At 72.8% G+C, this 22039-nt stretch carries 18 protein-coding genes, 3 tRNA genes and 1 pseudogene; 11 read left to right on the top strand and 11 right to left on the bottom strand.

All coding sequences use genetic code 11. The annotated features are described in order from the left end of the window. Positions 1-24: 24 nt before the first annotated feature. From dnaG to ABZW32_RS03720, 4 genes are all read right to left on the bottom strand, one after another. Positions 25-1932, bottom strand: a complete 1908-nt coding sequence (dnaG, locus tag ABZW32_RS03735; protein WP_356210686.1) for a DNA primase — start codon at positions 1930-1932, stop codon at positions 25-27. Positions 1933-1966: 34 nt separating this feature from the next. Continuing rightward, positions 1967-3241 (bottom strand): FAD-dependent oxidoreductase, encoded by a 1275-nt coding sequence (locus ABZW32_RS03730; RefSeq protein WP_356210684.1) that lies wholly within the window; start codon positions 3239-3241, stop codon positions 1967-1969. Between the two features lie 93 nt (positions 3242-3334). Then, the gene (locus ABZW32_RS03725; protein ID WP_356210681.1) at positions 3335-4660 is read right to left on the bottom strand and encodes a deoxyguanosinetriphosphate triphosphohydrolase; all 1326 of its coding nucleotides are present in this window, start codon (positions 4658-4660) and stop codon (positions 3335-3337) included. Between the two features lie 56 nt (positions 4661-4716). Further along, positions 4717-5451, bottom strand: coding sequence for a sirohydrochlorin chelatase (locus tag ABZW32_RS03720; RefSeq protein WP_356210678.1), 735 nt, complete (start codon positions 5449-5451; stop codon positions 4717-4719). A gap of 562 nt (positions 5452-6013) precedes the next feature. Between ABZW32_RS03720 and ABZW32_RS03715 the strand changes: the two genes are divergently transcribed. The 5 genes and pseudogenes from ABZW32_RS03715 to ABZW32_RS03695 all read left to right on the top strand — a co-directional run bounded on the left by ABZW32_RS03715 (position 6014) and on the right by ABZW32_RS03695 (position 9260). Continuing rightward, positions 6014-6700 (top strand): ElyC/SanA/YdcF family protein, encoded by a 687-nt coding sequence (locus ABZW32_RS03715; protein ID WP_356210857.1) that lies wholly within the window; start codon positions 6014-6016, stop codon positions 6698-6700. A gap of 61 nt (positions 6701-6761) precedes the next feature. Further along, positions 6762-7532 (top strand): glucose 1-dehydrogenase, encoded by a 771-nt coding sequence (locus ABZW32_RS03710; RefSeq protein WP_356210676.1) that lies wholly within the window; start codon positions 6762-6764, stop codon positions 7530-7532. Positions 7533-7602: 70 nt separating this feature from the next. Beyond that, positions 7603-7956: a hypothetical protein gene (locus tag ABZW32_RS03705; RefSeq protein WP_356210674.1), complete on the top strand. Its 354-nt coding sequence runs from the start codon at positions 7603-7605 to the stop codon at positions 7954-7956. Positions 7957-8001: 45 nt separating this feature from the next. Beyond that, a pseudogene (locus ABZW32_RS03700) lies at positions 8002-8237 on the top strand (nitrite reductase); the annotation flags it as partial. A gap of 333 nt (positions 8238-8570) precedes the next feature. Further along, positions 8571-9260: a DUF6445 family protein gene (locus ABZW32_RS03695; RefSeq protein ID WP_356210855.1), complete on the top strand. Its 690-nt coding sequence runs from the start codon at positions 8571-8573 to the stop codon at positions 9258-9260. Here the strand turns inward: ABZW32_RS03695 and ABZW32_RS03690 are convergent. Continuing rightward, positions 9257-9901 carry a hypothetical protein gene (locus ABZW32_RS03690; RefSeq protein ID WP_356210671.1) on the bottom strand — a complete coding sequence of 215 codons (645 nt, stop codon included), beginning with the start codon at positions 9899-9901 and terminating at the stop codon, positions 9257-9259. The two genes, ABZW32_RS03695 and ABZW32_RS03690, sit on opposite strands and share 4 nt — an antisense overlap. A gap of 301 nt (positions 9902-10202) precedes the next feature. Between ABZW32_RS03690 and ABZW32_RS03685 the strand changes: the two genes are divergently transcribed. Then, positions 10203-11258 carry an RNA polymerase sigma factor gene (locus tag ABZW32_RS03685; RefSeq protein ID WP_356210852.1) on the top strand — a complete coding sequence of 352 codons (1056 nt, stop codon included), beginning with the start codon at positions 10203-10205 and terminating at the stop codon, positions 11256-11258. A gap of 63 nt (positions 11259-11321) precedes the next feature. Here the strand turns inward: ABZW32_RS03685 and ABZW32_RS03680 are convergent, their stop codons facing one another. The 4 genes from ABZW32_RS03680 to ABZW32_RS03665 form a co-directional block, all read right to left on the bottom strand. Continuing rightward, positions 11322-13244: an ABC transporter ATP-binding protein gene (locus ABZW32_RS03680; RefSeq protein WP_356210668.1), complete on the bottom strand. Its 1923-nt coding sequence runs from the start codon at positions 13242-13244 to the stop codon at positions 11322-11324. After that, positions 13241-14974 (bottom strand): ABC transporter ATP-binding protein, encoded by a 1734-nt coding sequence (locus ABZW32_RS03675; RefSeq protein ID WP_356210666.1) that lies wholly within the window; start codon positions 14972-14974, stop codon positions 13241-13243. The genes ABZW32_RS03680 and ABZW32_RS03675 overlap by 4 nt, the downstream gene beginning before the upstream one ends. Positions 14975-15205: 231 nt before the next feature. Then, entirely contained in the window at positions 15206-16651 is a 1446-nt protein-coding gene (locus ABZW32_RS03670) for an FGGY family carbohydrate kinase (RefSeq protein WP_356210663.1), read from the bottom strand. 52 nt (positions 16652-16703) lie between these two features. Continuing rightward, positions 16704-17006 carry a YtxH domain-containing protein gene (locus tag ABZW32_RS03665; RefSeq protein ID WP_356210660.1) on the bottom strand — a complete coding sequence of 101 codons (303 nt, stop codon included), beginning with the start codon at positions 17004-17006 and terminating at the stop codon, positions 16704-16706. A gap of 145 nt (positions 17007-17151) precedes the next feature. Between ABZW32_RS03665 and ABZW32_RS03660 the strand changes: the two genes are divergently transcribed. The 3 genes from ABZW32_RS03660 to ABZW32_RS03650 all read left to right on the top strand — a co-directional run bounded on the left by ABZW32_RS03660 (position 17152) and on the right by ABZW32_RS03650 (position 17560). Then, positions 17152-17224: transfer RNA gene (locus ABZW32_RS03660), tRNA-Asn, on the top strand. Between the two features lie 5 nt (positions 17225-17229). Then, a tRNA-Asn gene (locus tag ABZW32_RS03655) sits at positions 17230-17302 on the top strand. A 184-nt stretch (positions 17303-17486) separates the two neighbouring features. Next, a tRNA-Ile gene (locus ABZW32_RS03650) sits at positions 17487-17560 on the top strand. Positions 17561-17648: 88 nt separating this feature from the next. Here the strand turns inward: ABZW32_RS03650 and ABZW32_RS03645 are convergent. After that, positions 17649-17954 (bottom strand): hypothetical protein, encoded by a 306-nt coding sequence (locus tag ABZW32_RS03645; RefSeq protein WP_356210658.1) that lies wholly within the window; start codon positions 17952-17954, stop codon positions 17649-17651. 269 nt (positions 17955-18223) lie between these two features. Here ABZW32_RS03645 and ABZW32_RS03640 point away from each other — a divergent pair, with 269 nt between their 5' ends. Further along, positions 18224-19210 (top strand): helix-turn-helix transcriptional regulator, encoded by a 987-nt coding sequence (locus ABZW32_RS03640; RefSeq protein ID WP_356210656.1) that lies wholly within the window; start codon positions 18224-18226, stop codon positions 19208-19210. An 88-nt stretch (positions 19211-19298) separates the two neighbouring features. Here the strand turns inward: ABZW32_RS03640 and ABZW32_RS03635 are convergent, their stop codons facing one another. Further along, positions 19299-20513 carry a glutamate--cysteine ligase gene (locus ABZW32_RS03635; RefSeq protein WP_356210653.1) on the bottom strand — a complete coding sequence of 405 codons (1215 nt, stop codon included), beginning with the start codon at positions 20511-20513 and terminating at the stop codon, positions 19299-19301. A gap of 213 nt (positions 20514-20726) precedes the next feature. Here ABZW32_RS03635 and ABZW32_RS03630 point away from each other — a divergent pair, with 213 nt between their 5' ends. Further along, entirely contained in the window at positions 20727-21980 is a 1254-nt protein-coding gene (locus ABZW32_RS03630; RefSeq protein ID WP_356210651.1) for an MFS transporter, read from the top strand. Positions 21981-22039 lie beyond the last annotated feature (59 nt).

The following is a 22039-nucleotide window of genomic DNA, read 5'->3' as shown; positions in this document are numbered from 1 at the left end:
GGACGGCCCGGCCGCCGGCTCGGCTCAGAGCCCTTCGGCCCCGCGGTTGCGCAGACGCTGCCCGTACTGCTGCAGGACCCACAGTTCCTGCTGGACCGCCGCGTGCTGCTCCGGCGGGGCCTGCGGGCTCAGGCGGGTCATCGTGCCCTGGATCTCCAGGACGCGGCGGTCCACGGCGCGCAGCCGGACCTGGACCAGCTGGACCCCCGCGTAGATCTCGTCCACCGTCTTGGCGTGGATGGCCTCCACCGCCAGCTCCGTGACCATCGCGCGGACGGTGTCGTTCGGCGCGGCCTCGCGGACCCGGACCAGGTAGTCCTCCGTGCCCTGGGCGGCGCCCCCGGCGTCCTGGATGGCCTGGCGGACCGCGGCGTAGGGCGGGGCCGTGAACTCGTCGATCCCGTACGCGTCGAAGGCGGGGGAGACCAGCGCGGGGCGCTGGAGCGCCAGCTTGAGCAGCTCGCGCTCCGTGCGGTGGGCGGGGCTGCGCAGGTTCAGCGCGGGACCGCCCCGGTCCGCGGCGGGCGGCTGCGCGGGCGGAGCCTCCTGGGGAGGCCGCCCGCCACCGCGGCCCTGCTGCGGCTGGTTGCCGCGCTCACGGGCCCAGCGCGCCAGCTGCGCGACCCGCTTGACGACGAACTGCTCGTCGAGGATGCCCAGCATGCCCGCCAGCTGGACGGCCGACTCGTGCTGGATCGAGAGGTCCTTGATGCTCGCGACGACCGGAGCGGCCTCGGCCAGCGCGGCCGCGCGGCCGGCCGGGTTCTCCAGGTTGTGCCGGCCGACGATGTGCCGCAGGGCGAACTCGAACAGCGGGGTGCGGGAGTCCACCAGCCCGGACACGGCGGCGTCGCCCTGCGCGAGCCGCAGGTCACAGGGGTCCATCCCGCCCGGGGCGATGGTGATGGAGGTCTCCGCGGCGAACTTCTGGTCGTCCTCGAACGCCCGCAGGGCCGCCTTCTGCCCGGCCGCGTCACCGTCGAAGGTGAAGATCACCTCGGCGGTCGCGTTGTCCATCAGCAGCCGGCGCAGGATCTTGATGTGGTCCCCGCCGAAGGCCGTGCCACAGGTGGCGATGGCGGTGGTGACCCCGGCCAGGTGGCAGGCCATGACGTCGGTGTAGCCCTCGACGACCACGGCCCGGGAGGTCTTGGCGATCTCCTTCTTGGCCAGGTCGATGCCGTACAGCACCTGGGACTTCTTGTAGATCGCCGTCTCGGGGGTGTTCAGGTACTTCGGGCCGTTGTCGTCGTCGCGCAGCTTGCGCGCGCCGAAGCCGACGACCTCGCCGCTGATGTCGCGGATCGGCCACATGAGCCGGCCGCGGAACCGGTCGATGGGCTTGCCGCTGCGGCTGTCCTGGGCCAGTCCGGAGAGGATCAGCTCCTTGTCGCTGAAGCCCTTGCCGCGCAGGAACCGGGTCAGGTGGTCCCAGCCGGCCGGGCTGTAGCCCACCCCGAAGTGCTCGGCCGCCGCCTGGTCGAAGCCGCGCTCCGCCAGGAACCGGCGGCCGATCTCCGCCTCGGCCCCGCCGAGCTGCTCCGCGTAGAAGAGGGCGGCGGCCTTGTGGGCCTCGACCAGGCGGATGCGCTCGCCCCGGCCGCTGGTGCCGGCGGTGTAGCCGCCCTCCTCGTACCGCAGGGTGATGCCGGCCTGGCCGGCCAGCCGCTCGACCGCCTCCGAGAAGGAGAGGTGGTCGATCTTCATGATGAAGTCGAGGGTGTCCCCGCCGGCCTGGCAGCCGAAGCAGTGGTAGAAGCCCTTGCTGGGGCTGACCTGGAAGGACGGGGACTTCTCGTCGTGGAAGGGGCACAGGCCCTTGAGGTTGCCGCCGCCGGCGTTGCGCAGCTGGAGGTACTCGGAGACCACGGCGTCGATCGGGACCGCGTCCCGTACCGCCTTCACGTCGTCGTCGTTGATCCGTCCTGCCACGCGTGAAGTCTACGGCCGGGCGCGGACAAACCCGTCAGGCCCCCTGCTCCTTCAGCAGCGAGGGAAGCGGAATCTCCGGGTCCGTGAGCCGGTCGGCCTGCACCGGGCGTCCCGACCTGATCAGGGCCTGGATCTGCTCGGCGACGTCCCACACGTTCACGTTCATGCCGGCCAGCACCCGGCCCTCGGAGAGCCAGAAGGCGATGAACTCCCGCTTGCCCACGTCCCCGCGGATCAGCACCTGGTCGTAGCTCCCGGCCGGGGCGTACCCCGAGTACTCCAGGCCCACGTCGTACTGGTCGGAGAAGAAGTACGGCACCCGGTCGTAGCTGACCTCCTGGCCCAGCATGGCCCGCGCGGCGGCGGGGCCGCCGTTGAGCGCGTTGGCCCAGTGCTCCACCCGCAGCCGGGACCCGATCCACGGGTGGTGCGCGGCGGCCACGTCCCCGGCCGCGTAGATGTCCGGATCGGAGGTGCGCAGCGACTCGTCGACCGCGATCCCGCCGCCGTGCTCCCGGTCGACCAGGGCCAGGCCGGAGGTCTCGGCGAGCGCGGTCCGCGGCGCGGCGCCGATCGCCGCGAGCACCGCGTGCGCCGGGTGCTCCTCGCCGTCCTCCGTCCGCGCGGCCAGCACCATGCCGTCCTGGCCGACGATCTCGGTGAGCCGCGCCCCGAAGTGGAAGCGGACCCCGTGCTCGGCGTGCAGGTCGGTGAAGAGCCGGCCGACCTCCGGGCCCAGCACCGCGTGCAGCGGGGTGGCCAGAGGCTCGACGACGGTGACCTCGGCCCCGTACTCGCGGGCCGCCGCGGCGACCTCCAGGCCGATCCACCCGGCACCCGCGATCAGCAGGTGGCCGTTGTCCCGGCCCAGGGCGGCCAGGACGCCCCGCAGCCGCTCGGCGTGCGCGAGGCGCCGCAGGTGGTGCACGCCGGCCAGGCCCGTCCCCGGGACGTCCAGGCGGCGCGGTTCGGCGCCGGTGGCCAGCAGGAGCTTGTCGTAGTGCAGCAGGGTGCCGTCGCCCAGGCGCACCGTCTTGGCGGCCCGGTCCAGGTGGACGGCGGGCTGGCCAAGGTGCAGTTCGATCTCGGCGGTCGCGTACCAGGACGGCTCGTGGACGAAGACGCTGTCGCGGTCCTCCTTGCCCACCAGGTAGCCCTTGGACAGCGGTGGCCGCTCGTACGGATGCTCGCGCTCGTCCCCGATCAGGATCACCCGCCCCGTGAACCCCTCCGCCCTCAGCGTCTCGGCGGCTTTCGCCCCGGCGAGCCCTCCGCCGACGATGATGAACGTCTGGTGTGCGTCGACCACCTGATGCCTCCTCATAACCTCTTCGTCATATGCGACCACATGCGAGCGTCCCGCACCGAGCCTGCCGCGTGAAGGGGGAATGGCCCGATCGGCTCACCCCCCGGTGCGCTGCCCGCGTCTGGTGAGGCGTGCGTGCAGGGAGCGGGCGGAGGCGTCGGTCAGGCACGCGATCTGGTCGATCACCGCGCGCTTGCGGGCCCTGTCGTCCGGGGCGGCGTCGAAGATCGCCCGGAACTGGGGGTCGAGCCCCTCGGGTGCGCGGGCGCTGAGCGCCTCGGCGAGTTCGGCCAGGACGATGCGCTGGTCCGCGCGCAGTCGCTCCTGCTCGTCGCGCTGTATCACGTACAGGTCGGCGACGGCCTTGAGGACGGCGCATTCGTTGCGTGCCGCGCGCGGCACCACCAGCTCGGCGCCGTAGCGGCTGAGGCGCCCGGAGCCGTACGCCTCACGGGTGGCGCCCTCTGCGGCCAGGCAGAAGCGGCCGACCAGCTGGCTGGTGGCGTCCTTCAGCCGGGCCTGGGCCACGGCCGAGCCGTCGTAGCCGTGTGGCCACCAGTCCTCCTCCATCAAACGGTCGAGCGCCTCGCGCAGTTCCTCGGGTTCGGTGTCGGCCGGGACGTAGCGGCCGATGGCCACCTGCCAGATGGCGTCCCGCTCGGGCTCGGCGAACAGGAGGTTGGGGTCGAGGTGTCCGGCGTGCAGGCCGTCCTCGAAGTCGTGCACCGAGTACGCGACGTCGTCCGACCAGTCCATGACCTGGGCCTCGAAGCACTTGCGGTCGGCGGGCGCGCCGCGGCGCAGCCACTCGAAGACCGGCAGGTCGTCCTCGTAGGCGCCGAACTTCACCGAGCCGGGGTCGGTGGGGTGGTTCCCGCGGGCCCAGGGGTACTTGGTGGCGGCGTCCAGGCAGGCGCGGGTGAGGTTGAGGCCGACGCTGACGGGTTGCCCGCCCGCAGGGTCCGGCACGAACCGCTTGGGCTCCAGCCGGGTCAGCAGGCGCAGCGACTGGGCGTTGCCCTCGAAGCCGCCGCAGTCCTTGGCGAACTCGTTGAGCGCCTCCTCGCCGTTGTGCCCGAAGGGCGGGTGGCCCATGTCGTGGGAGAGGCAGGCCGCCTCGACGAGGTCGGGGTCACAGCCCAGGGCGGCGCCGAGCTCCCGGCCGATCTGCGCGCACTCCAGGGAGTGGGTCAGCCGGGTACGGGGGCTCGCGTCCCACTCGTAGGAACGGGTTCCCGGGGTGACCACCTGGGTCTTCCCGGCGAGCCGGCGCAGGGCGGCCGAGTGCAGCACGCGCGCGCGGTCGCGCTGGAAGGCGGTGCGGCCGGGGCGCTTGTCCGGCTCGGGGGCCCAGCGCTCGGTGGCGGCCGTGTCGTAGGACTCGTAGGACTCGTAGGCGGGGGCGTGCGGGGTGCCTTCCATGCTCAGACGTTAACCGGAGTCACCGACATTCCGAGCAATCCGAACGAACACCGCCTTTATGCGGTGGCCAGTTCGCGCCGGTCGGCCTCGCGGGCGAGGGCCTCGTCGTAGCGCTGGAGGACCAGCCTGGCCAGCGCCGGATGGGCGCCGAGCGGGGCGGACGCCGGACCGGGCGCGGCGGCGGCGCTCGCGGAGGCGAACCGGCCCGGGGCGGCGAAGTACGAGGCCACCGCGATCCGGTGGTGGCCCCGGGCGGTCAGCGCGCGGACGACCTCGCGGACGTCGGGTGTGGCGGAGGTGTTGGCGGAGGCGTAGGCGGGCACCACGGGTATCCCGCCGAGCCGCTCGGACAGCTGGGCGGCGGTGCGCCGGGTGTCGGCGGCGGATTCGGGGTCGCGGGATCCGGCGGCGGCCAGCACGACGGCCGCGCCGTCGGGCCGGCCCGGGTTCCAGCCGGCCTCCAGGAGACGCTCGAACAGGGCCTCGACGAGCAGCGGGTGCGGCCCCAGCGGCGCGGCGACGCGGACCCACAGGTGGGCGGCCCGGGCGGCGGAGGCGGGGAGGTCCCGTTTGACGTGCGTGCCGCGCCCGAGCAGCAGCGGCACGAGCACCGCCTCCCCGGACAGTGCGCGCAGGGTGTCGCCGAGCAGGGGCCGGTTCAGCTCGATGTGGCCGAGGCGGACGTCGAGGCGGGGGCGGAGCTCGCGGACCCGTTCGAGGAGGGCGAGGACGGTGTGCGGGGCGCGCGGGTCGCGGCTGCCGTGGGCCACGGCGACGAGGGTGGGCTGCATGGGTGGGCTCCGTGGTGCCGGGCGCGTGGCGGGCGCAGTCCGCTGAGCTGGCTGCCGAGCTGGTCGGTGATCCGGGACAGCAGCTCGGCCGCGCTGCCGAAGGGGAGGGGAAGGGTTTCGGGAGGGTGCACCGGCTCCGTCATGAACCGATACTGCGCGCCGGAGGTTGCGTGGGCGTTGCGCCGGGGTGACGGGTCGTTTCGGCGCGCTCACTCGCTCATTCGTACGGGTGAAAGCGGGGGCGGGCGGAACTGGCGGGGAGGGGCGGTTCGTCAATCCGTGCGAACGAGGTGTGGAGAGAGGGGGATCGGTCATGGGGAAGCCGGAGCAGGTCACGGGCATGGACGCGGCAGTGGATGCGGACGCGGGCGCGGGCGTGGACGCGGGTGCGGAGGCGGGCGCCGGCATGGGCGCGGGCGGGAACGCGAGCACGGAGACGGGGACGGAGACGGGGACAGGGCCGGGGGCTGGGCCGGGTGCGCATTCGGGTGTGGTGAAGGACGGGGTGGCGGTTGCCGGGCCGCAGCGCGGTGCGGGGTCCGGGGGGTCGCGGGCGGGATGGCTGCGGACGGTGCGGTCGCGGGCGGGATGGCCGCGGACGGTGCGGGCGAGGCGGCGGGCGGTGCGGGTCGTGATGGGGCTGTGCGTGCTGGCGCTGCTGCCCTCGACGTGGACCCACGTGAGCGCGGCCGACCGGCTGCGGACCACCGCCCGGGCGCCCGTGGCGGAGGTCGCCGTGGTGTTCGGGGCCGGGCTGTGGAACGGCCGCCCGACCCCGTACCTGGCCAACCGGCTCGACGTGGCCGTGGAGCTGTACCGCACCGGCAAGGTCAAGGTGGTCCTGGTCACCGGGGACAACAGTCGCCGCGAGTACGACGAGCCCGATGCGATGCGGACCTACCTCACCGCCCACGGGGTCCCCGACGGGCGGGTGGTCAGTGACTACGCCGGCTTCGACACCTGGGACTCCTGCGTGCGCGCCCGGGAGATCTTCGGGGTGCACCGGGCGGTCCTGGTCAGCCAGGGGTTCCACATACACCGGGCCGTGGCCCTGTGCCAGGCCGCGGGCGTGGACGCGTACGGGGTCGGGGTCGACGACGCGCACGACGCCACCTGGTACTACGGCGGGGCCCGCGAGGTGTTCGCCGCGGGCAAGGCGGCGCTGGACGCGGTCCTCCGGCCGGATCCGACGTTCCTCGGGCCCAAGGAGGAGGGGGTGTCGCGGGCCCTGGGCGCTCTGGCAGACTGACGCCACGATCGGCGTATGCCGATTAGTCATATACCTATCTGTCTGGCAGGGGCGTGGAACCGTGGCTGTTGTGGATCTGAGCGGCAAGGTCGTCGTCATCACCGGTGGGGCCCGGGGGCTCGGCGCGGCGGCCGCGCAGGCCGTCGTGGACGGCGGCGGCCGGGTGCTGATCACCGACGTGCTGGAGGCGGAGGGCGCCGAGACCGCGGCGAAGCTCGGCGACGCGGCCCGCTTCCTGCGGCACGACGTGACCAGCGAGGACGACTGGCGGGCGGCCCTGGAGCACGCGGTCGCCGAGTTCGGCCGGATCGACGGGCTCGTCAACAACGCCGGCATCTCCACGGGCCAGTTCCTGGAGCACGAGAGCGTCGAGCACTTCCGCCGGGTCGTCGAGATCAACCTGGTCGGCGTGTTCATCGGGATCAAGGCGGCGATCCCGCTGCTCCGGGCGAACGGCGGTGGCTCCATCGTCAACATCTCCTCCGCGGCCGGACTCACCGGACTCGCGCTCACCGCCGGGTACGGGGCCTCGAAGTGGGGTGTGCGCGGCCTGTCGAAGATCGGCGCGGTCGAGCTCGCCGAGGCGGGGATCCGGGTGAACTCGGTGCACCCGGGCATGACGCTGACCCCGATGACGGCCCCGGTCGGCATCCAGGCCGGCGAGGGCAACTACCCCGGCGCCCCCCTGGGCCGGGTCGGTGTCCCCGAGGAGATCGCCGCCGCCGTCGCCTTCCTGCTCTCGGACGCCGCCGGATACGTGACGGGCGCCGAGCTGGCGGTGGACGGCGGCTGGACGGCCGGCCTGACGGTGAAGTACCTGACGGGCCAGTGACCCCGCGGCCCGGCGCCGCCCGGCGGGAAAGCGCGTGCCCCCGCCGGGGCGCCGGGGTACCGTCCGGCCCGTGGAACAGGAAGCACCCCTCGTACGGGAAGTCCTCCCCGCCCTGACGGCCGAACTCGTCCGTCTCCTGGAGGAGGAGGGCGAACGGGACCTCGCCATCTGCGCCCACGACCTCCGCGTGGTCGGGGCGTGCGGCTGCGCGGACGACTTCTGCCAGAGCATCGTCACCGGCACGCACGTGCAGGGCACCCCCTACGGCCCCGGCTTCCGCAACGTGCCCCTGCTCCCTGACCGGGGCATGCTGATCCTTGACGTCCTCCACGGCCGGATCGAGTACGTCGAGGTCCTGGACCGGCCCGAGTACCGCCTGCCGTCCCCGCCGGACGGTGCTGAGGGGGAGAACCCCGGTCCTTGATGCGGGCGTGCGACCCGTGTAACACCCCCGGCGCAGGCCGGCCGCATGCCCACGCCGGAAGCCGCTTCCGCCGCTCCCGCCACGCACTGCCCGTACGGCGCGCTCCGGTCGAGGAGCGGGCCTACTTCCCCGTCAACCCGGGCACGCAGTACGGCAGGGGCCGCACCGCCCACGCCGTGCTCTCCTCCCGGGTGCGCCCGACCGAACCGCTCGTCCGCACCCACGCCGGGCGGCTCGTCCCGGCCGCCTGGGAGGAGGCCCTCGACGCCGTCGCCGCGGGCTGGCCAACGAGTAGGCGTACGCGCGCGGCAACGTGGGCGGAGGAGACCGGCACCACCACCAGCCCGAGGGCCGCGCCCTGCTGTGCCGCCGCGCCCCACCCCGCTGCCCGGGGTCCGCGGCGACCTGGAGGTGCTGCGCCTCGGGGTGAGCGACGGCACCCCGCTCGCGGTGACCTCCCGCCGGGGACGGGCGGTGGCTCCGGCCCGCGTCGCCGACACCGGCGCGCCGTGTCCGGGAGACCGGTCCGTCCGACCGTGCCGAGACCATCTCTTGCCGCAGTCTTGGCCGACGCTTTGGCGCGGGGTCAAGAGCCCCGAACTACCGTTCCCGCCATGGTATTCCGCCCCCAGCAGCCTCCGGTCTCCCGCGCCCTCCCGGTGCTTCCGTACCGCAAGCCGACCCGCGGCCGCGACTACTGGGTCCTGGACGACGTACTGCCCGACGTGGACGCCGTCCGGGCCCGTTGCCTGGCCAAGGAGGACTGGGTCCAGGGCGCCCCGCACAAGCCCGAGCCCTGGCCGGGGCTGCGGGCCATGCCCGGCCTGGAGCCGCCCGAACTGGCCCGCGTGGAGAGGCTGGTGCGCCAGGCGACCGGCGCCCGGCGGATCTGGCCCGAGAACCCGGAGGGCGCCGGCACCTTCAACCACAACTGCGTCCAGGTCGTCGGCGAGGGCGAGTGCGAGCCCCGCCCGCACACCGACTCCCGCACCCTGTGCCGCTACGCCGCCGTGCTCTACCTCAGCCCCGGCACCCCGAAGGACTGCGGCACCAGCTTCTACCGCCAGAGCCTTCCCGGCGGCGTCCTCGGCGGCAACCAGGTCCTCGCCCCGCACAACAACCTGGTCGACGCCCTGGGCACCCGCTTCGTCCCCGAGGACTCCTTCACCGAGGACGTCCGCGTACCGCACCGCTACAACCGGCTCCTGCTCTACTCCGCCAACCTGATCCACAGCGCGACCGGTTACTGGGGCACGACCCTGGAGGACAAGCGGATGACGGCCGTCTTCTTCTGGATGGCCTAAAGCCCCTCCCCGGCCCGCCCCTCCCCGGCCCGCCCCCCGTCGCCCGGTTCCCGCCCGTCCGTCGGGGCGGCCGGCGGCAGGGCGCTGTCGTACAGCACGAGTTCACGCAGCTCGCACCCGATCTCGTACCCGGCCGCCACCAGTTCCGCGATCAGCGTGTCGCAGGCCGCCGCCGCCCGCGAGGCGCTGCCGCGCACCCGCTGGGTCACGTACCGCTCCTGCTCCGGGCCCGCGCCGCCGGACCCCGGCCGGCCGCCGCAGGCCGTCCACGACAGACGGGCCCCGTGCGGGAGCACCAGCGCTTCCAGTGCCCCGTGGTCGTACCCGGGCGGCAGCAGCAGCCGCAGGTGGTGCTCGTGGTAGCCCCCGCCCGGGCCCGCCGGTTCCGTGCTCCAGGGCACCGTCTCCACCTTGACCCGGACCGGGTCGAAGCCCGCCGCCCGCAGCTGCGGCACCAGCCTCTCGTGACCCGTGCGGTCCGGCAGCGTCAGCATCGACCGGGAGCGGGTCCGGCCCCGTACCGGCGTGATGTGCGTGACCTTCAACTCCCGTGCCCCGGCCCATGATTCGAGCCGGGCCAGCTCCGCCGCGTCCGGACACAGGACCGTCACGTGGGTTTCGTAGGTTCCGTACGAAGACATGATGTCGATCATCTCGGACATGCGTCCGATCCGCATCGGGGTTCCCGGCGGGGGGTAACCATCCGGTCACGCACCGGACTCAGAAAGTGCTCGCACGCCCCTCGTGGCGGCGATGTGTCGTACCCCACACTGAGGTGCGGTGCTTGAGTCCTCGCCAGCCCTGGAGGTCGCCCCCGTGCAGACCCAGACCCTGACCGTGAACGCGAGCCGGCCCGTCGACGACACCGCCGAAGCCAGCGGCACGGCCCGGACCGCCGCCGCTCCCGAGGCCCGAAGGGCGGACGAGGCCGTGGACGAGGCCGTGGACGAAGCGGCGGATCCGGCGGCCGAGGCGGCCGAGGACGGAGCGGCCGAGGACGGAGCGGCCGACGAGGGGCCCGAGGTCCTGGAACTGATCGAGCACGCACCCCCGCCGCGGGCCCGCGGCGCGGAGGGCGGCGGGGCCGGACCCTCCGCGGACCTCTTCCGGCAGTACCTGCGCGAGATCGGCAGGATCCCGCTGCTCACCGCCGCGGAGGAGGTCGACCTCGCACGGCGGGTGGAAGCCGGCCTCTTCGCCGAGGAGAAGCTCGGCGGCGCCGCCGACCTCGACTCCCAGCTCGCCGTGGACCTCGACAGGCTCGTCGTGATGGGCCGGATGGCCAAGCGCCGGCTGATCGAATCGAACCTGCGCCTGGTCGTCTCCGTCGCCAAGCGCTACGTCGGACGCGGCCTCACCATGCTCGACCTGGTCCAGGAGGGAAACCTCGGACTGATCCGGGCCGTCGAGAAGTTCGACTACGCCCGCGGCTACAAGTTCTCCACCTACGCCACATGGTGGATCCGGCAGGCGATGTCACGGGCCCTCGCCGACCAGGCCCGCACCATCCGCGTGCCCGTCCACGTCGTCGAGCTGATCAACCGCGTCGTGCGCGTCCAGCGCCGCATGCTCCAGGAGCGCGGCTACGAACCCACCGCCGAAGAGGTCGCCGTCCACCTGGAGCTGACCCCCGAGCGGGTGCTGGAGGTGCTCCGCCTCGCGCAGGAGCCGGTCTCCCTGCACGCGCCGGTCGGCGAGGAGGACGACGTGGCCCTCGGCGACCTCATCGAGGACGGCGACGCGGCCTCCCCCGTGGAGTCCGCCGCGTTCTTCCTGTTGCGCGAGCACCTGGAAGCCGTGCTGTCGACCCTCGGGGAGCGCGAGCGCAAGGTGGTCCAGCTCCGCTACGGGCTCGCCGACGGGCGGCCGCGCACCCTGGAGGAGATCGGCCGGATCTTCGGCGTGACCCGCGAGCGGATCCGCCAGATCGAGTCCAAGACCCTCAACAAACTGCGCGACCACGCCTTCGCCGACCAGCTGCGCGGCTACCTGGACTGACCGGCCCGCCCGGACGCGCGAAAGGGGGCGCCCCGAGGGGCGCCCCCTTGTGCCGTGCCGCGGCTAGTCGACCTCGGCGACCGCCTGCGCGAACTGCGCCGCGTACAGGCGCGCGTACGCGCCGTCCGAGGCGAGCAGTTCCTCGTGCGTGCCCTGCTCCACGATCGAGCCGTTCTCCATCACCAGGATCACGTCCGCGTCGCGGATCGTGGACAGCCGGTGCGCGATCACGAAGGACGTACGGCCGTGCGCCAGGCGCGCCATCGCCTTCTGGATCAGCACCTCGGTACGGGTGTCCACCGAGCTCGTCGCCTCGTCGAGCACCAGGATCACCGGGTCCGACAGGAACGCCCGCGCGATCGTGATCAGCTGCTTCTCGCCCGCGCTGACGCCCGCGCCCTCGTCGTCCAGCACGGTGTCGTAGCCGTCCGGCAGGGTACGGACGAAGCGGTCGGCGTGCGCCGCCCGCGCGGCCTCCTCGATCTCCGCACGGGTGACCTCGCGCGAGGCGCCGTAGGCGATGTTTTCCGCGATGGTGCCGCCGAACAGCCAGGTGTCCTGGAGCACCATGCCGATCCCGGACCGCAGTTCCTCGCGGGTCATCTTCGCGATGTCCACCCCGTCGAGGGCGATCTCGCCGCCGGTGACCTCGTAGAACCGCATCAGCAGATTGACCAGCGTGGTCTTGCCGGCGCCCGTCGGACCGACGATCGCGACCGTCTGGCCCGGCTCCACGCTGAGCGAGAGGTTCTCGATGAGCGGCTTGTCGGGCTCGTAGCGGAAGGCCACCTTGTCGAGGGTGACCCGGCCGCGCAGCTGCTCCGGACGCTCCGGAACCTCCACGTCGGGCTCCTGCTCCTGCGCGTCCAGCAGCTCGTACACCCGCTCCGCCGAAGCGACGCCCGACTGCACCAGGTTCGCCATCGAGGCCACCTGCGTCAGCGGCATCGAGAACTGGCGCGAGTACTGGATGAAGGCCTGCACGTCACCGATCGACAGGGTGCCCGAAGCCACCCGCAGACCGCCGACCACGGCTATCAGCACGTAGTTGATGTTCGAGATGAAGAACATCACCGGCTGCATGATGCCGCTGACCAGCTGCGCCTTGAAGGAGGCCCGGTAGAGCTCCTCGTTCTGCTCGGCGAAGACCGCCGCCGACTCCTTCTGCCGCCCGAAGACCTTCACCAGCGTGTGGCCGGAGTACATCTCCTCGATGTGGGCGTTCAGCGCGCCGGTGCTCTTCCACTGCGCCACGAACTGCGGCTGCGACTTCTTGCCGATCTTCGCCGCGACGAAGATCGAGACCGGTACGGTCAGCAGCGCGACCAGCGCCAGCAGCGGCGAGATCCAGAACATCATCGTCAGCACGCCGACGATCGTCAGCAGCGAGTTCAGCAGCTGACCCATCGTCTGCTGCAGGGTCTGCCCGACGTTGTCGATGTCGTTCGTCGCCCGGCTGAGCACCTCGCCGCGCTGCTGCTGGTCGAAGTACGACAGCGGCAGCCGCGACAGCTTCGCCTGGAGCTCCTCGCGCATCCGGTACACGGTGCCGTTCATGACGTGGTTCGACAGCCGCGTCGCGACCAGCATGAGCAGCCCCGCCAGCGTGAACACCACCAGCGCCCAGATCGCCACGACCCCGACGGCACCGAAGTCGATGCCCTCGCCCGGGGTGAAGTCGGTGCCGGACAGCATGTCCGCCATCCCGCCCTGACCCCTGGCGCGCAGACCCTCCAGGGCCTGCTCCTTGGATATGCCGGCCGGCATCTGCCGGCCGACGATCCCGGCGAACACCAGGTCGGTGGCCTCGCCGAGGATCTTCGGTCCGACCACCGCGCAGGCCACGCTCGCGAACACGGCCGCGACCATGCCCCAGAGCTTGGCCCGGTCCTGCGCCAGCTGCCGCAGCAGCCGCTTGCCCGACCCCTTGAAGTCCATGGACCTCTGGGCCGGGCCCATCATCATCCGTCCTCCGGGCCCGCTCATGCGGCCTCCGCCTCCGTCAGCTGGGAGAGCACGATCTCCCGGTAGGTCTCATTGCCGGCCATCAGCTCGTGGTGGCGGCCCTCGCCGACCACCTGGCCCTCGTCGAGGACGATGATCCGGTCGGCGTCGCGGATCGTGGAGACCCGCTGCGCCACGATGACCACCGTCGCCTCCTCGGTCTCGCGGGCGAGCGCCGAGCGCAGCGCCGCGTCCGTCGCGTAGTCCAGGGCGGAGAAGGAGTCGTCGAAGAGGTAGATCTCGGGCCGTTGCACCAGGGTGCGGGCGATCGCCAGGCGCTGGCGCTGGCCGCCGGAGACGTTCGTTCCGCCCTGGGTGATGGGCGCGTCGAGCCCGCCCTGCAGCTCGGAGACGAACTCCCTGGCCTGGGCCACCTCCAGGGCGTGCCACAGCTCCTCGTCGCTGGCGTCCGGGCGCCCGTAGCGGAGGTTGGAGGCGACCGTTCCGGAGAACAGGTACGGCTTCTGCGGGACCATGCCGACCGTCTTGGCCAGCAGCTCCGGGTCGAGCCGGCGCACGTCCTCCCCGTCGACCAGCACGTCGCCGCCGGTCGCGTCGAAGAGCCGGGGGACCAGGCCGAGCAGCGTGGACTTGCCGCTGCCGGTGGAGCCGATCACCGCCGTGGTCTCGCCGGGGCGGGCCACCAGGTCCACCCCGCGCAGCACCGGCGCCTCGGCGCCCGGGTAGCGGAAGTCGGCGCCGCGCAGCTCCAGCTGCCCGCGCCGCAGGAGCTTGCGGACCGGCTCGGCCGGCGGGACCACGCTGGACTCGGTGTCCAGGACCTCCTGGATGCGCTCGGCGCAGACCTCGGCACGCGGCACCATCATGAACATGAAGGTGGCCATCATCACGGACATGACGATCTGCATCAGGTAGGCCAGGAAGGCCGTCAGCTGGCCGATCTCCATGCCGTTGCCGTCCACGCGCATCGCGCCGAACCAGATGACGGCCACGCTGGAGATGTTCACGACGACGATGACGGTCGGGAACATCAGCGCCAGCAGCTTGCCCGAGGCGAGCGAGACGCCGGTCAGGTCGGAGTTCGCGGTGCGGAACCGCTCCTCCTCGTAGCCGTCGCGGACGAACGCGCGGATCACGCGGTTGCCGGTGATCTGCTCGCGCAGCACCCGGTTCACGGTGTCGAGGCGGTCCTGCATCTGGCGGAACAGCGGACGGGTCTTGAGGACGATCGCACCGACCGCGAGACCGAGCACGGGCACCACCGCGAGGAGCACGCCCGACAGCTTCACGTCGAGGGAGAGCGCCATGGCGATGCCGCCGATGCACATGATCGGCGCCGAGACCATCAGCGTGAAGGTCATCAGCGCCAGCATCTGGACCTGCTGGACGTCGTTCGTCGTCCGGGTGATCAGCGAGGGTGCGCCGAACTGGCCCAGTTCGCGGGCGGAGAAGCTCTGCACCCGGTCGAAGACGGCGGCGCGGACGTCCCGGCCGAGGGCGGCCGCGGTGCGGGCGCCGTAGTAGACGGCGCCGATGTTGCACACGAGCTGGACGAGGGAGACGCCGAGCATCAGGGCGCCGGAGCGCAGGATGTAACCGGTGTCGCCGTTGACGACACCTCTGTCGATGATGTCCGCGTTGAGGGTGGGCAGGTAGAGGCTCGCGCTGGTCTGCAGCAGTTGCAGCAGCACCAGTACGGTGATCGGTTTCCGGTACGGGCCCAGGTAGGTCCGCAAAAGTCGTATGAGCACGCGCAGGCTCCGGTCGGCATGATCGAGGGGGTTCGGTCCATCTTGTGTCAACCGAAGGGGTGATCCCCACCCGTTTTCGCAAAGCCCGGTCAAAAGGAGTAGGCCACCGCGCACCCCGCGACCTACGCCGCGCCGGGTCCGGGGAAGGGACCCGGCGCGGGGCCGACGGCGCGGCCGAGGCGCTCGTCCGGCGTGCGTCCGGCGCTCGTCCGGCCCGTGCCCGGCCCGCGGCTAGCCCTGGAAGGCGCCCGGGTGGAGCTGCTCGCGCGTCGTCGCGTACTGCTGGCGCACCGCCTGCCAGGCCGCGAGCTCCTCGCCCGGCTCGAAGACCTGCGCCGCCGCGGGCGGCCAGACCGGCGGGGTGTGCGGGGCCAGCGTGCCCTGTCGCACCCCGAGCGCCCAGGCCGCCTGACGTGCGGCGCCGAGCGCCGCGTAGTCCGCGGGCGCGGGGACGACGACCTGCGTGCCGAACAGCCCCGGGGCCGCGGCCTGTACGGCGGGCAGTTCGGCCGCCGCGCCCAGCAGGAACACCCGCCGGATCGGCACCCCCCGGTGGCGCAGCACGTCGAGGGCGTCCACCAGCCCGCAGAGCATGCCCTCGAAGGCCGCCCGCGCGAGGTGTTCGGGCTTCATCGAGTCCCGGCGCAGCCCCGACAGGGTGCCCGTGCTGTGCGGGAGGTTGGGGGTGCGCTCCCCCTCCAGGTACGGCAGGAGCACGAGTCCGTGTGCACCGGGGGTCGACTTGAGCGCGAGCGCGCTGAGGCCCTCCAGGTCGGTGCCCAGCATCTCGGCGGTGCCGCGCAGGGCCCGCACCGCGTTCGAGGTGTTCACCACCGGCAGGTGCATGCCACCCGCGTCGGCCAGGGAGGTGATCAGCCCGCTCGGCTCCATCAGCGCCTCGTGGTGGACCGCCATCACCGAGCCCGACGCGCCCAGCGAGACCACCGCGTCACCGGGCCCGAGGCCCAGGCCGAGTGCGGCGGCCGTGGTCTCCCCGGTCCCGGCCGATATCAGCAGTCCCTCGGGGGTCGTCCCGGCGGCGTCGGCGGGTCCGAGCACCTCGGGCAGCAGCGCCTGGTGCCCGAGCGCGAGCTCGACCAGGTCGGGACGGTAGGAACCGGTGGCCGCCGACCAGTACCCGGTCCCGGACGCCCCGGCCCGGTCGGTGGTGCGGCGGGCGGGGCGGCCGAGCAGCTGCCAGACGAGCCAGTCGTGCGGGGACATCACCACCGCCACCCGGCGTGCGGCCTCCGGCTCGGTACGGGCCAGCCAGGCGAGCTTCGTGATCGGCTGGGCGGAGTGCGGGACGGAGCCGACGGCCGAGACCCAGGCCTGCCGGCCGCCCAGCGCCTCGACGAGGTCGGCGGCGGCGACCTGGCCGCGCTTGTCGTTGCCGACCAGGGCGGGCCGGACGAGCGCGCCCTGCGCGTCCAGCGGCAGGACGCCGTGCTGCTGCGCGGAGACCCCTATGGCCTGGACGCCCTCCAGCAGTCCGCCGCCGGCGGCTTCGCCGAGGGAGAGCAGCCAGGCCTGCGGGTCGGTTTCGTGGGGGACCGTCTCACCGGCGGGCTGCGGATGGGGCGCGTAGCCCTGGCGCAGCACGGCGCCCGTGTCGGTGTCACAGACCACGATGCGAGTGAAGGTGGAAGAGCTGTCCAGCCCGGCGACTATCCCCATGCGGAGAATTCTGCCGCACGCCGGGCCGGACTCGACGCGTCCGGGACGGCCCTCAGGTGTTGCTGGTGCCCCACTCGTCCTCGGAGCCGGCGCCGCCCCGGCCGCGCAGGACGCGGACCCGCACGGAGAGGGACTCCGGCACGGCGCCGCCCACCTTGTCGCCCACGACGGTGAACGCCTTGCCCGCGAAGGCGCGCCCGCTGTGGCCGGCCGTCTCGGCGGCGTTGCGGACCGCCGGGTTCTGCACGAACCCCCGGACCGACTTCTTCATCTGCTCGTACCGCTCCCGTCCGGCCCGGGTCCCGAGCACGTACCCGAGGGCCAGTCCGACCACGAACGTGACCTTGTACCGCATGCCTGTCACCCTTCGTCGTGTGGTGCCCGGCCGGCCGTCGATACCGATTGGCGGAGCACCCCCCTGCTTGCGCTAATCTATGACTCGCAACGGGCACTCGCCCCCCGGCAAGGCCGGAGGTGGGCTGTTCGATGCACCGCAGCAATCCCCTGTAGCTCAATTGGCAGAGCAGCCGGCTGTTAACCGGCAGGTTACTGGTTCGAGTCCAGTCGGGGGAGCGCGGTCCCCTGTAGCTCAATTGGCAGAGCAGCCGGCTGTTAACCGGCAGGTTACTGGTTCGAGTCCAGTCGGGGGAGCAGGAGAGAAGAGGACCCCGGGTGGGTCCTCTTTCTTTTTGCCCTGAACGGGGAACCGGGCAGCACTCGGCGCGGTCTCCCTGGGCAGGCGAAGCCGATCATGCGAGGCATCCGAAGCAGGAGATCGTATGAGCGGCTATGCTGCGGCAGACGGCGCGCACACATGTACGCGCCACGCCGTAAAGGGGCGGTAGCTCAGCCGGTTAGAGCAGCGGACTCATAATCCGTCGGCCGTGGGTTCGAGTCCCACCCGCCCCACCTCTGCACACACGGCATGCAGAAACGATAAGGCGGCCCCTTGGGGCCGCCTTTCGTGTGTGTCGGGGGTGGCCCGGGGCCGCGGGGGTCAGTCCCAGCCGATGACGGCCTTGTCCGCGGGTGCCGAGTCCCAGCCGATGACCTGGGGGGCGGCCGGGCCCGCGGCGCGGACCGAGTCCCACCCGATGACGGCCTTGTCGGCGGGCGCCGAGTCCCACCCGATGACGGCCTTGTCGGCGGGCGCCGAGTCCCAGCCGATGACCGCCGGAGCGGCGGCGCGGACCGAGTCCCAGCCGATCACCTGGGGGGCGGTGGTGGCCGCGACCGCGAGGGCGGTGAAGGAGAACACGGTGGTGAGGCCGGCGGCAGCGATCAGGCGAGCGGTGCGAGACATGGAATCCCCCTGGAAACACGAGCGGACGAGACGGGGCGCGCTGCTCCGGTCCGGCCTTTCGGCCCTGGCCTGGGGTGGGGCTCCGTGCCCCGCCGTCCCGGTGAACACCATCCTGCTGGCCGTCGGGGGAGTGCAGAAGGGGAAGCGGGTGGCACCAAAGTGCCCTGTCACCTTGGTGCCGTCCGTAGGTTTGATCAAGCCACCTTTAGGATCATGAGATCGGCGGGCCGTAGCCCGTCCACAGGGGATTCATGCCGGGGGGCTGAAGCATGCTCGAAGCGCTGGGACTGGACTCGCACGTGGAGCGCGTCTACCGCGAGATGCTCGCGGATCCGACCGGGGGAGTGGCCGAACTCGGCGCCCGGCTCGGGCTGACGGAGGAACAGGTGCGCGACGGGCTCGACCGGCTCGTCGACCTCGACCTGCTCACTCCCTCGCGGGAGAACGCCGGCGGACTGCGGGCCGTCAGCCCCGAGGCGGGGCTGGAGCAGATCCTGCGCCGCCAGGAGGAAGACCTGATCCGCCGCCAGCAGGAGCTGGCGCTCAGCAAGGCGGCCGCGGCCCGCGCCGTCGCCGAGTTCGCGACCCTGCGGCCGAACACGGAGACCGACGGCGCCGAGCGGCTCGTCGGGCTCGACGCCATCCAGTCCCGGCTGGAAGTGCTCGCCAAGGGACTCGTCCGGGAATGCATGGCGATCATGCCCGGCGGCGCGCAGTCCCAGGCGAGCCTGGACGCCTCGCGGCCCCTGGACGAGGACGCGCTCGACCGGAAGGTCGCCATGCGGGTGGTCTACCAGGACAGCGCCCGCAACGATCCGGCCACTCTCGCCTACGCGCAGTGGACCACCGAGCGGGGTGGCCAGGTGCGCACCAGCCCGGTCCTGCCGCCCCGTCTGGTGATCTTCGACCGGGCCACCGCCGTGGTCCCCATCGACCCCGAGAACTCCAGGCTCGGCGCGCTGTGCACCACGGCCCCCGGCATCGTCGCCTCGCTCGTCACCCTCTTCGAGCAGACCTGGGGGACGGCCGTACCCCTCGGCGCCGCACGTGAGCAGGCCGGGGAGGACGGGATCACCGCGGCCGAGCGGGAACTGCTGAAGCTGCTGGCCTCCGGGATGACCGACGAGGCCGCCGGCAAGCGCCTCGGGGTCTCCCTGCGCACCGTGCGCCGCCAGATGTCGGGGCTGATGGAACGCCTCGACGCGACGAGCCGCTTCGAGGCCGGTCTCCGGGCCGCCCAGCGGGGCTGGCTCTGAGAGGGGCCCCGGCCCGTGGGCGACGAGGCCGCGGGTGCCCGTCCCGCACACCCGCGGCCGCGTGCCCCCGGCCCGGGGTCCAGGCCGTCTAGAAGTTCTCCGTCTCCTCCACCAGGTGGCGCAGTACGTCGGTCAGGTCGTGCCGGCGCGCGAACGCCGCGCGCTGGCGGGCCGCGCCCGAGCCGTCGCGCAGCAGACCGCCGAGGGTCTTCGCCGCGTGGTCGAGGTCACCGGCCGCGGCCAGTTCCGGGGCGACCAGGTCGAGCAGGGCCTCCGCGAGATCGGCCGCCGGGAGCTCGGCGCCGGTGTACGGGTCCAGGCCGAAGCCCTCCAGCCCGTCGTGCGCCGCCCGCCAGCGCGCGAGACGCAGTACGTCGTCCCGTACGGGCGGATCGGGCCGCTGCTCCGCGAGCTCGCGCAGGGCCGTCGCCACCAGGGCGCGGCCCAGTTCGGCCTGGAGGACGGCCGTGTCGATGTCGGGGGACATGTCGGGTGCCCGGATTTCGAGCGTGGGCCAGTTCCCGGACGGGCGCAGGTCCCAATAGACCATCTTCGTGTCCAGGGCCGCCCCCGAGCCGAGCAGGGTCTGCACCGAGCGCCGGAAGTGGGCCGTGGACGTGAAGTGCGGGGGCGGGCCCGCGGAGGGCCAGCCCGACCAGGCCATTGCCCGCCAGCTGGAGTGGCCGGTGTCGCGGCCGCCCCAGAAGGGGGAGTTGGCGGCCAGCGCGATCAGCGTGGGCAGCCATGGTCTGACCCGGTTGGACACGGCCACCGCCGTGTCCACGTCGAGGGTGCCGATGTGGATGTGGCGTCCGCAGCTGACCAGGGTGTCGGTCAGGGCGCCGAACCGGCGGTGCTGCTCGCGTTGGCGCGGCTCGTCGTCGGTCAGGTGCAGTGGCCCCTCCACTGCCATGACGGGTGAGGGGGCGGCCAGCAGCCGGCAGCCGTGCGCGCGGGCCGCCGCGGCGAGGGTGCGCCGCAGACCGGCGAGCTCCGCGCGCAGGGCGGCCGCCGAGTCGGCGACCGGGGTGGCGAGCTCCACCTGGTACCGGGTCCCCTCGGGGTGCACCTGTTGGGGGAGTCCGGCGGCGGTGGCGAGGACGAGCGGTGCCGCGGGGACCACCCGCAGGGTATGGGCGTCGACGAGCAGGAACTCCTCCTCGACCCCCAGGGTGAGGGGGGTGGTGACACCGCTCGCGACGCGCAGATTTCTGCCTGCGGAGCCCGGGGCGCCGGTGGCGCCGGTGAGGCCGGTGCGGTCGGTGTCACTGGTGCTCGTGGTGCTGTTGCCAGGTTCGATCACTACGCCTCCCTGGACATACGAACTTTCATCATGAGCCGAACGGGAGGCCGGAGGGCTACGCCGATTCGGTCAAATGTCCGGTGATAGTGGCGGGTTAGCGGCAAGGCCGGCCCCGCCCTGGGGCCGCGGATCCGGGTGGGGAGGACGTTGCGGGTGTGTGAAGGACCACCCGCGCTCCAGGGCCGCCCGACACGGCGGTGGTTATCATCCGCTGTGACCGGTACCGCCTCCCCGCCCCGCCCCCGACGGCGCATATTCGCCGACCTGACTCCGCTGCGCACCTCCGCCCACTACCGGCGGCTGTGGGTCGGCGGCACCATCTCCTGGATGGGTCAGGCGATGACCGCCCTGGCCATCTCGCTCCAGGTCTACGAGATCACCGGGTCCAGCTTCTCGGTCGGACTGGTCGGCCTCTTCTCGCTCGTCCCGCTCGTCGCCTTCGGCCTCTACGGCGGGGCCATCGCCGACACCGTGGACCGGCGCAAGCTCGGCCTCCACAGCCAGATCGGACTCACCGTCCTGTCCGCCGGCCTGGCCGCCGCGGCCCTGCTCGACTACCACCGGGTCTGGCTGCTGTACACCGTCGTCGCCCTCCAGGCCGTCTGCGGGGCGCTGAACGGGCCGGCCCGCTCGGCCATGATCCCGAAGCTGCTGCCGCCCGAGCAGCTCCCCGCCGCGAACGCGCTGGGTTCCGTCACCATGACCTCCGGCACCATGCTCGGCCCGGTGCTGGGCGGCCTGATCGTCGGCTGGTGGGGCTACCAGGCGGCGTACCTGATCGACGTGGTGACCTTCGTCGCCGCCCTGTACGCCATGTGGCGGCTGCCCGCGATGCTGCCGGAGGGGCGCAAGGGGCGGGCCTCGGTGATGGACGGGCTGCGCTTCCTCGGGACCACGCCCAACATCCGGATGACCTTCTTCTCCGACATGGCCGCGATGATCTTCGCGCAGCCGAAGGCGCTGTTCCCGGCCATCGCCGTCCTCTGGTACGGCGGCGACGCCAAGACCGTCGGCCTGCTGGTCGCCGCCCCCGCCGTGGGCGCGCTGCTGGGCGGGCTGTTCTCCGGCTGGCAGGGACGGATCCAGCGGCACGGGCTGGCGATCCTGCTGTCCGTCGCCCTGTGGGGGCTGGCCATCGCCGTGTTCGGGCTGACCCGCAACCTGTGGCTGGGGCTGTTCTTCCTCGCGCTGGCCGGGTGCGCCGACACCATCTCGATGGTGTTCCGCTCGACGATGATGCAGACCGCGACCCCGGACGGGATGCGGGGCCGGCTCCAGGGCGTGTTCATCGTGGTAGTCGCGGGCGGGCCCCGGCTCGGGGACTTCCTCGCCGGAACCGTCGCGGACCTGACCTCTCCGGCCGTCGCCATCACCGGCGGGGGCCTGGCCTGCGTGCTGGTTCTGGGTCTGCTCGCCGCGCGCTGGCGCGCCTTCGCCCGCTACGACGCCCGCTCCCCGCAGCCCTGAGCGGGCGGCGGGGCCGACGCCGGGGCGGGCCCGGGGCGACGCCGGGGTTCGGGGCGGGC

The organism is Streptomyces sp. NPDC004667, assembly GCF_040609475.1.
GTDB lineage: Bacteria > Actinomycetota > Actinomycetes > Streptomycetales > Streptomycetaceae > Streptomyces.
Note: the sequence above shows the minus strand (reverse complement) of the source record. Positions and strands in the feature narration are given on the sequence as shown.

What these genes read in the sequence shown, in the direction of transcription:
- ABZW32_RS03640 (WP_356210656.1), top strand. Translation starts at nt 18,224, where the DNA reads ATGCTCGAAGCGCTGGGACTGGACTCGCACGTGGAGCGCGTCTACCGC.
- ABZW32_RS03670 (WP_356210663.1), bottom strand. Translation starts at nt 16,651, where the DNA reads ATGGGGATAGTCGCCGGGCTGGACAGCTCTTCCACCTTCACTCGCATC.
- ABZW32_RS03695 (WP_356210855.1), top strand. Translation starts at nt 8,571, where the DNA reads ATGGTATTCCGCCCCCAGCAGCCTCCGGTCTCCCGCGCCCTCCCGGTG.
- ABZW32_RS03690 (WP_356210671.1), bottom strand. Translation starts at nt 9,901, where the DNA reads ATGTCTTCGTACGGAACCTACGAAACCCACGTGACGGTCCTGTGTCCG.
- ABZW32_RS03645 (WP_356210658.1), bottom strand. Translation starts at nt 17,954, where the DNA reads ATGTCTCGCACCGCTCGCCTGATCGCTGCCGCCGGCCTCACCACCGTG.
- ABZW32_RS03680 (WP_356210668.1), bottom strand. Translation starts at nt 13,244, where the DNA reads ATGAGCGGGCCCGGAGGACGGATGATGATGGGCCCGGCCCAGAGGTCC.
- ABZW32_RS03665 (WP_356210660.1), bottom strand. Translation starts at nt 17,006, where the DNA reads ATGCGGTACAAGGTCACGTTCGTGGTCGGACTGGCCCTCGGGTACGTG.
- ABZW32_RS03720 (WP_356210678.1), bottom strand. Translation starts at nt 5,451, where the DNA reads ATGCAGCCCACCCTCGTCGCCGTGGCCCACGGCAGCCGCGACCCGCGC.
- ABZW32_RS03725 (WP_356210681.1), bottom strand. Translation starts at nt 4,660, where the DNA reads ATGGAAGGCACCCCGCACGCCCCCGCCTACGAGTCCTACGAGTCCTAC.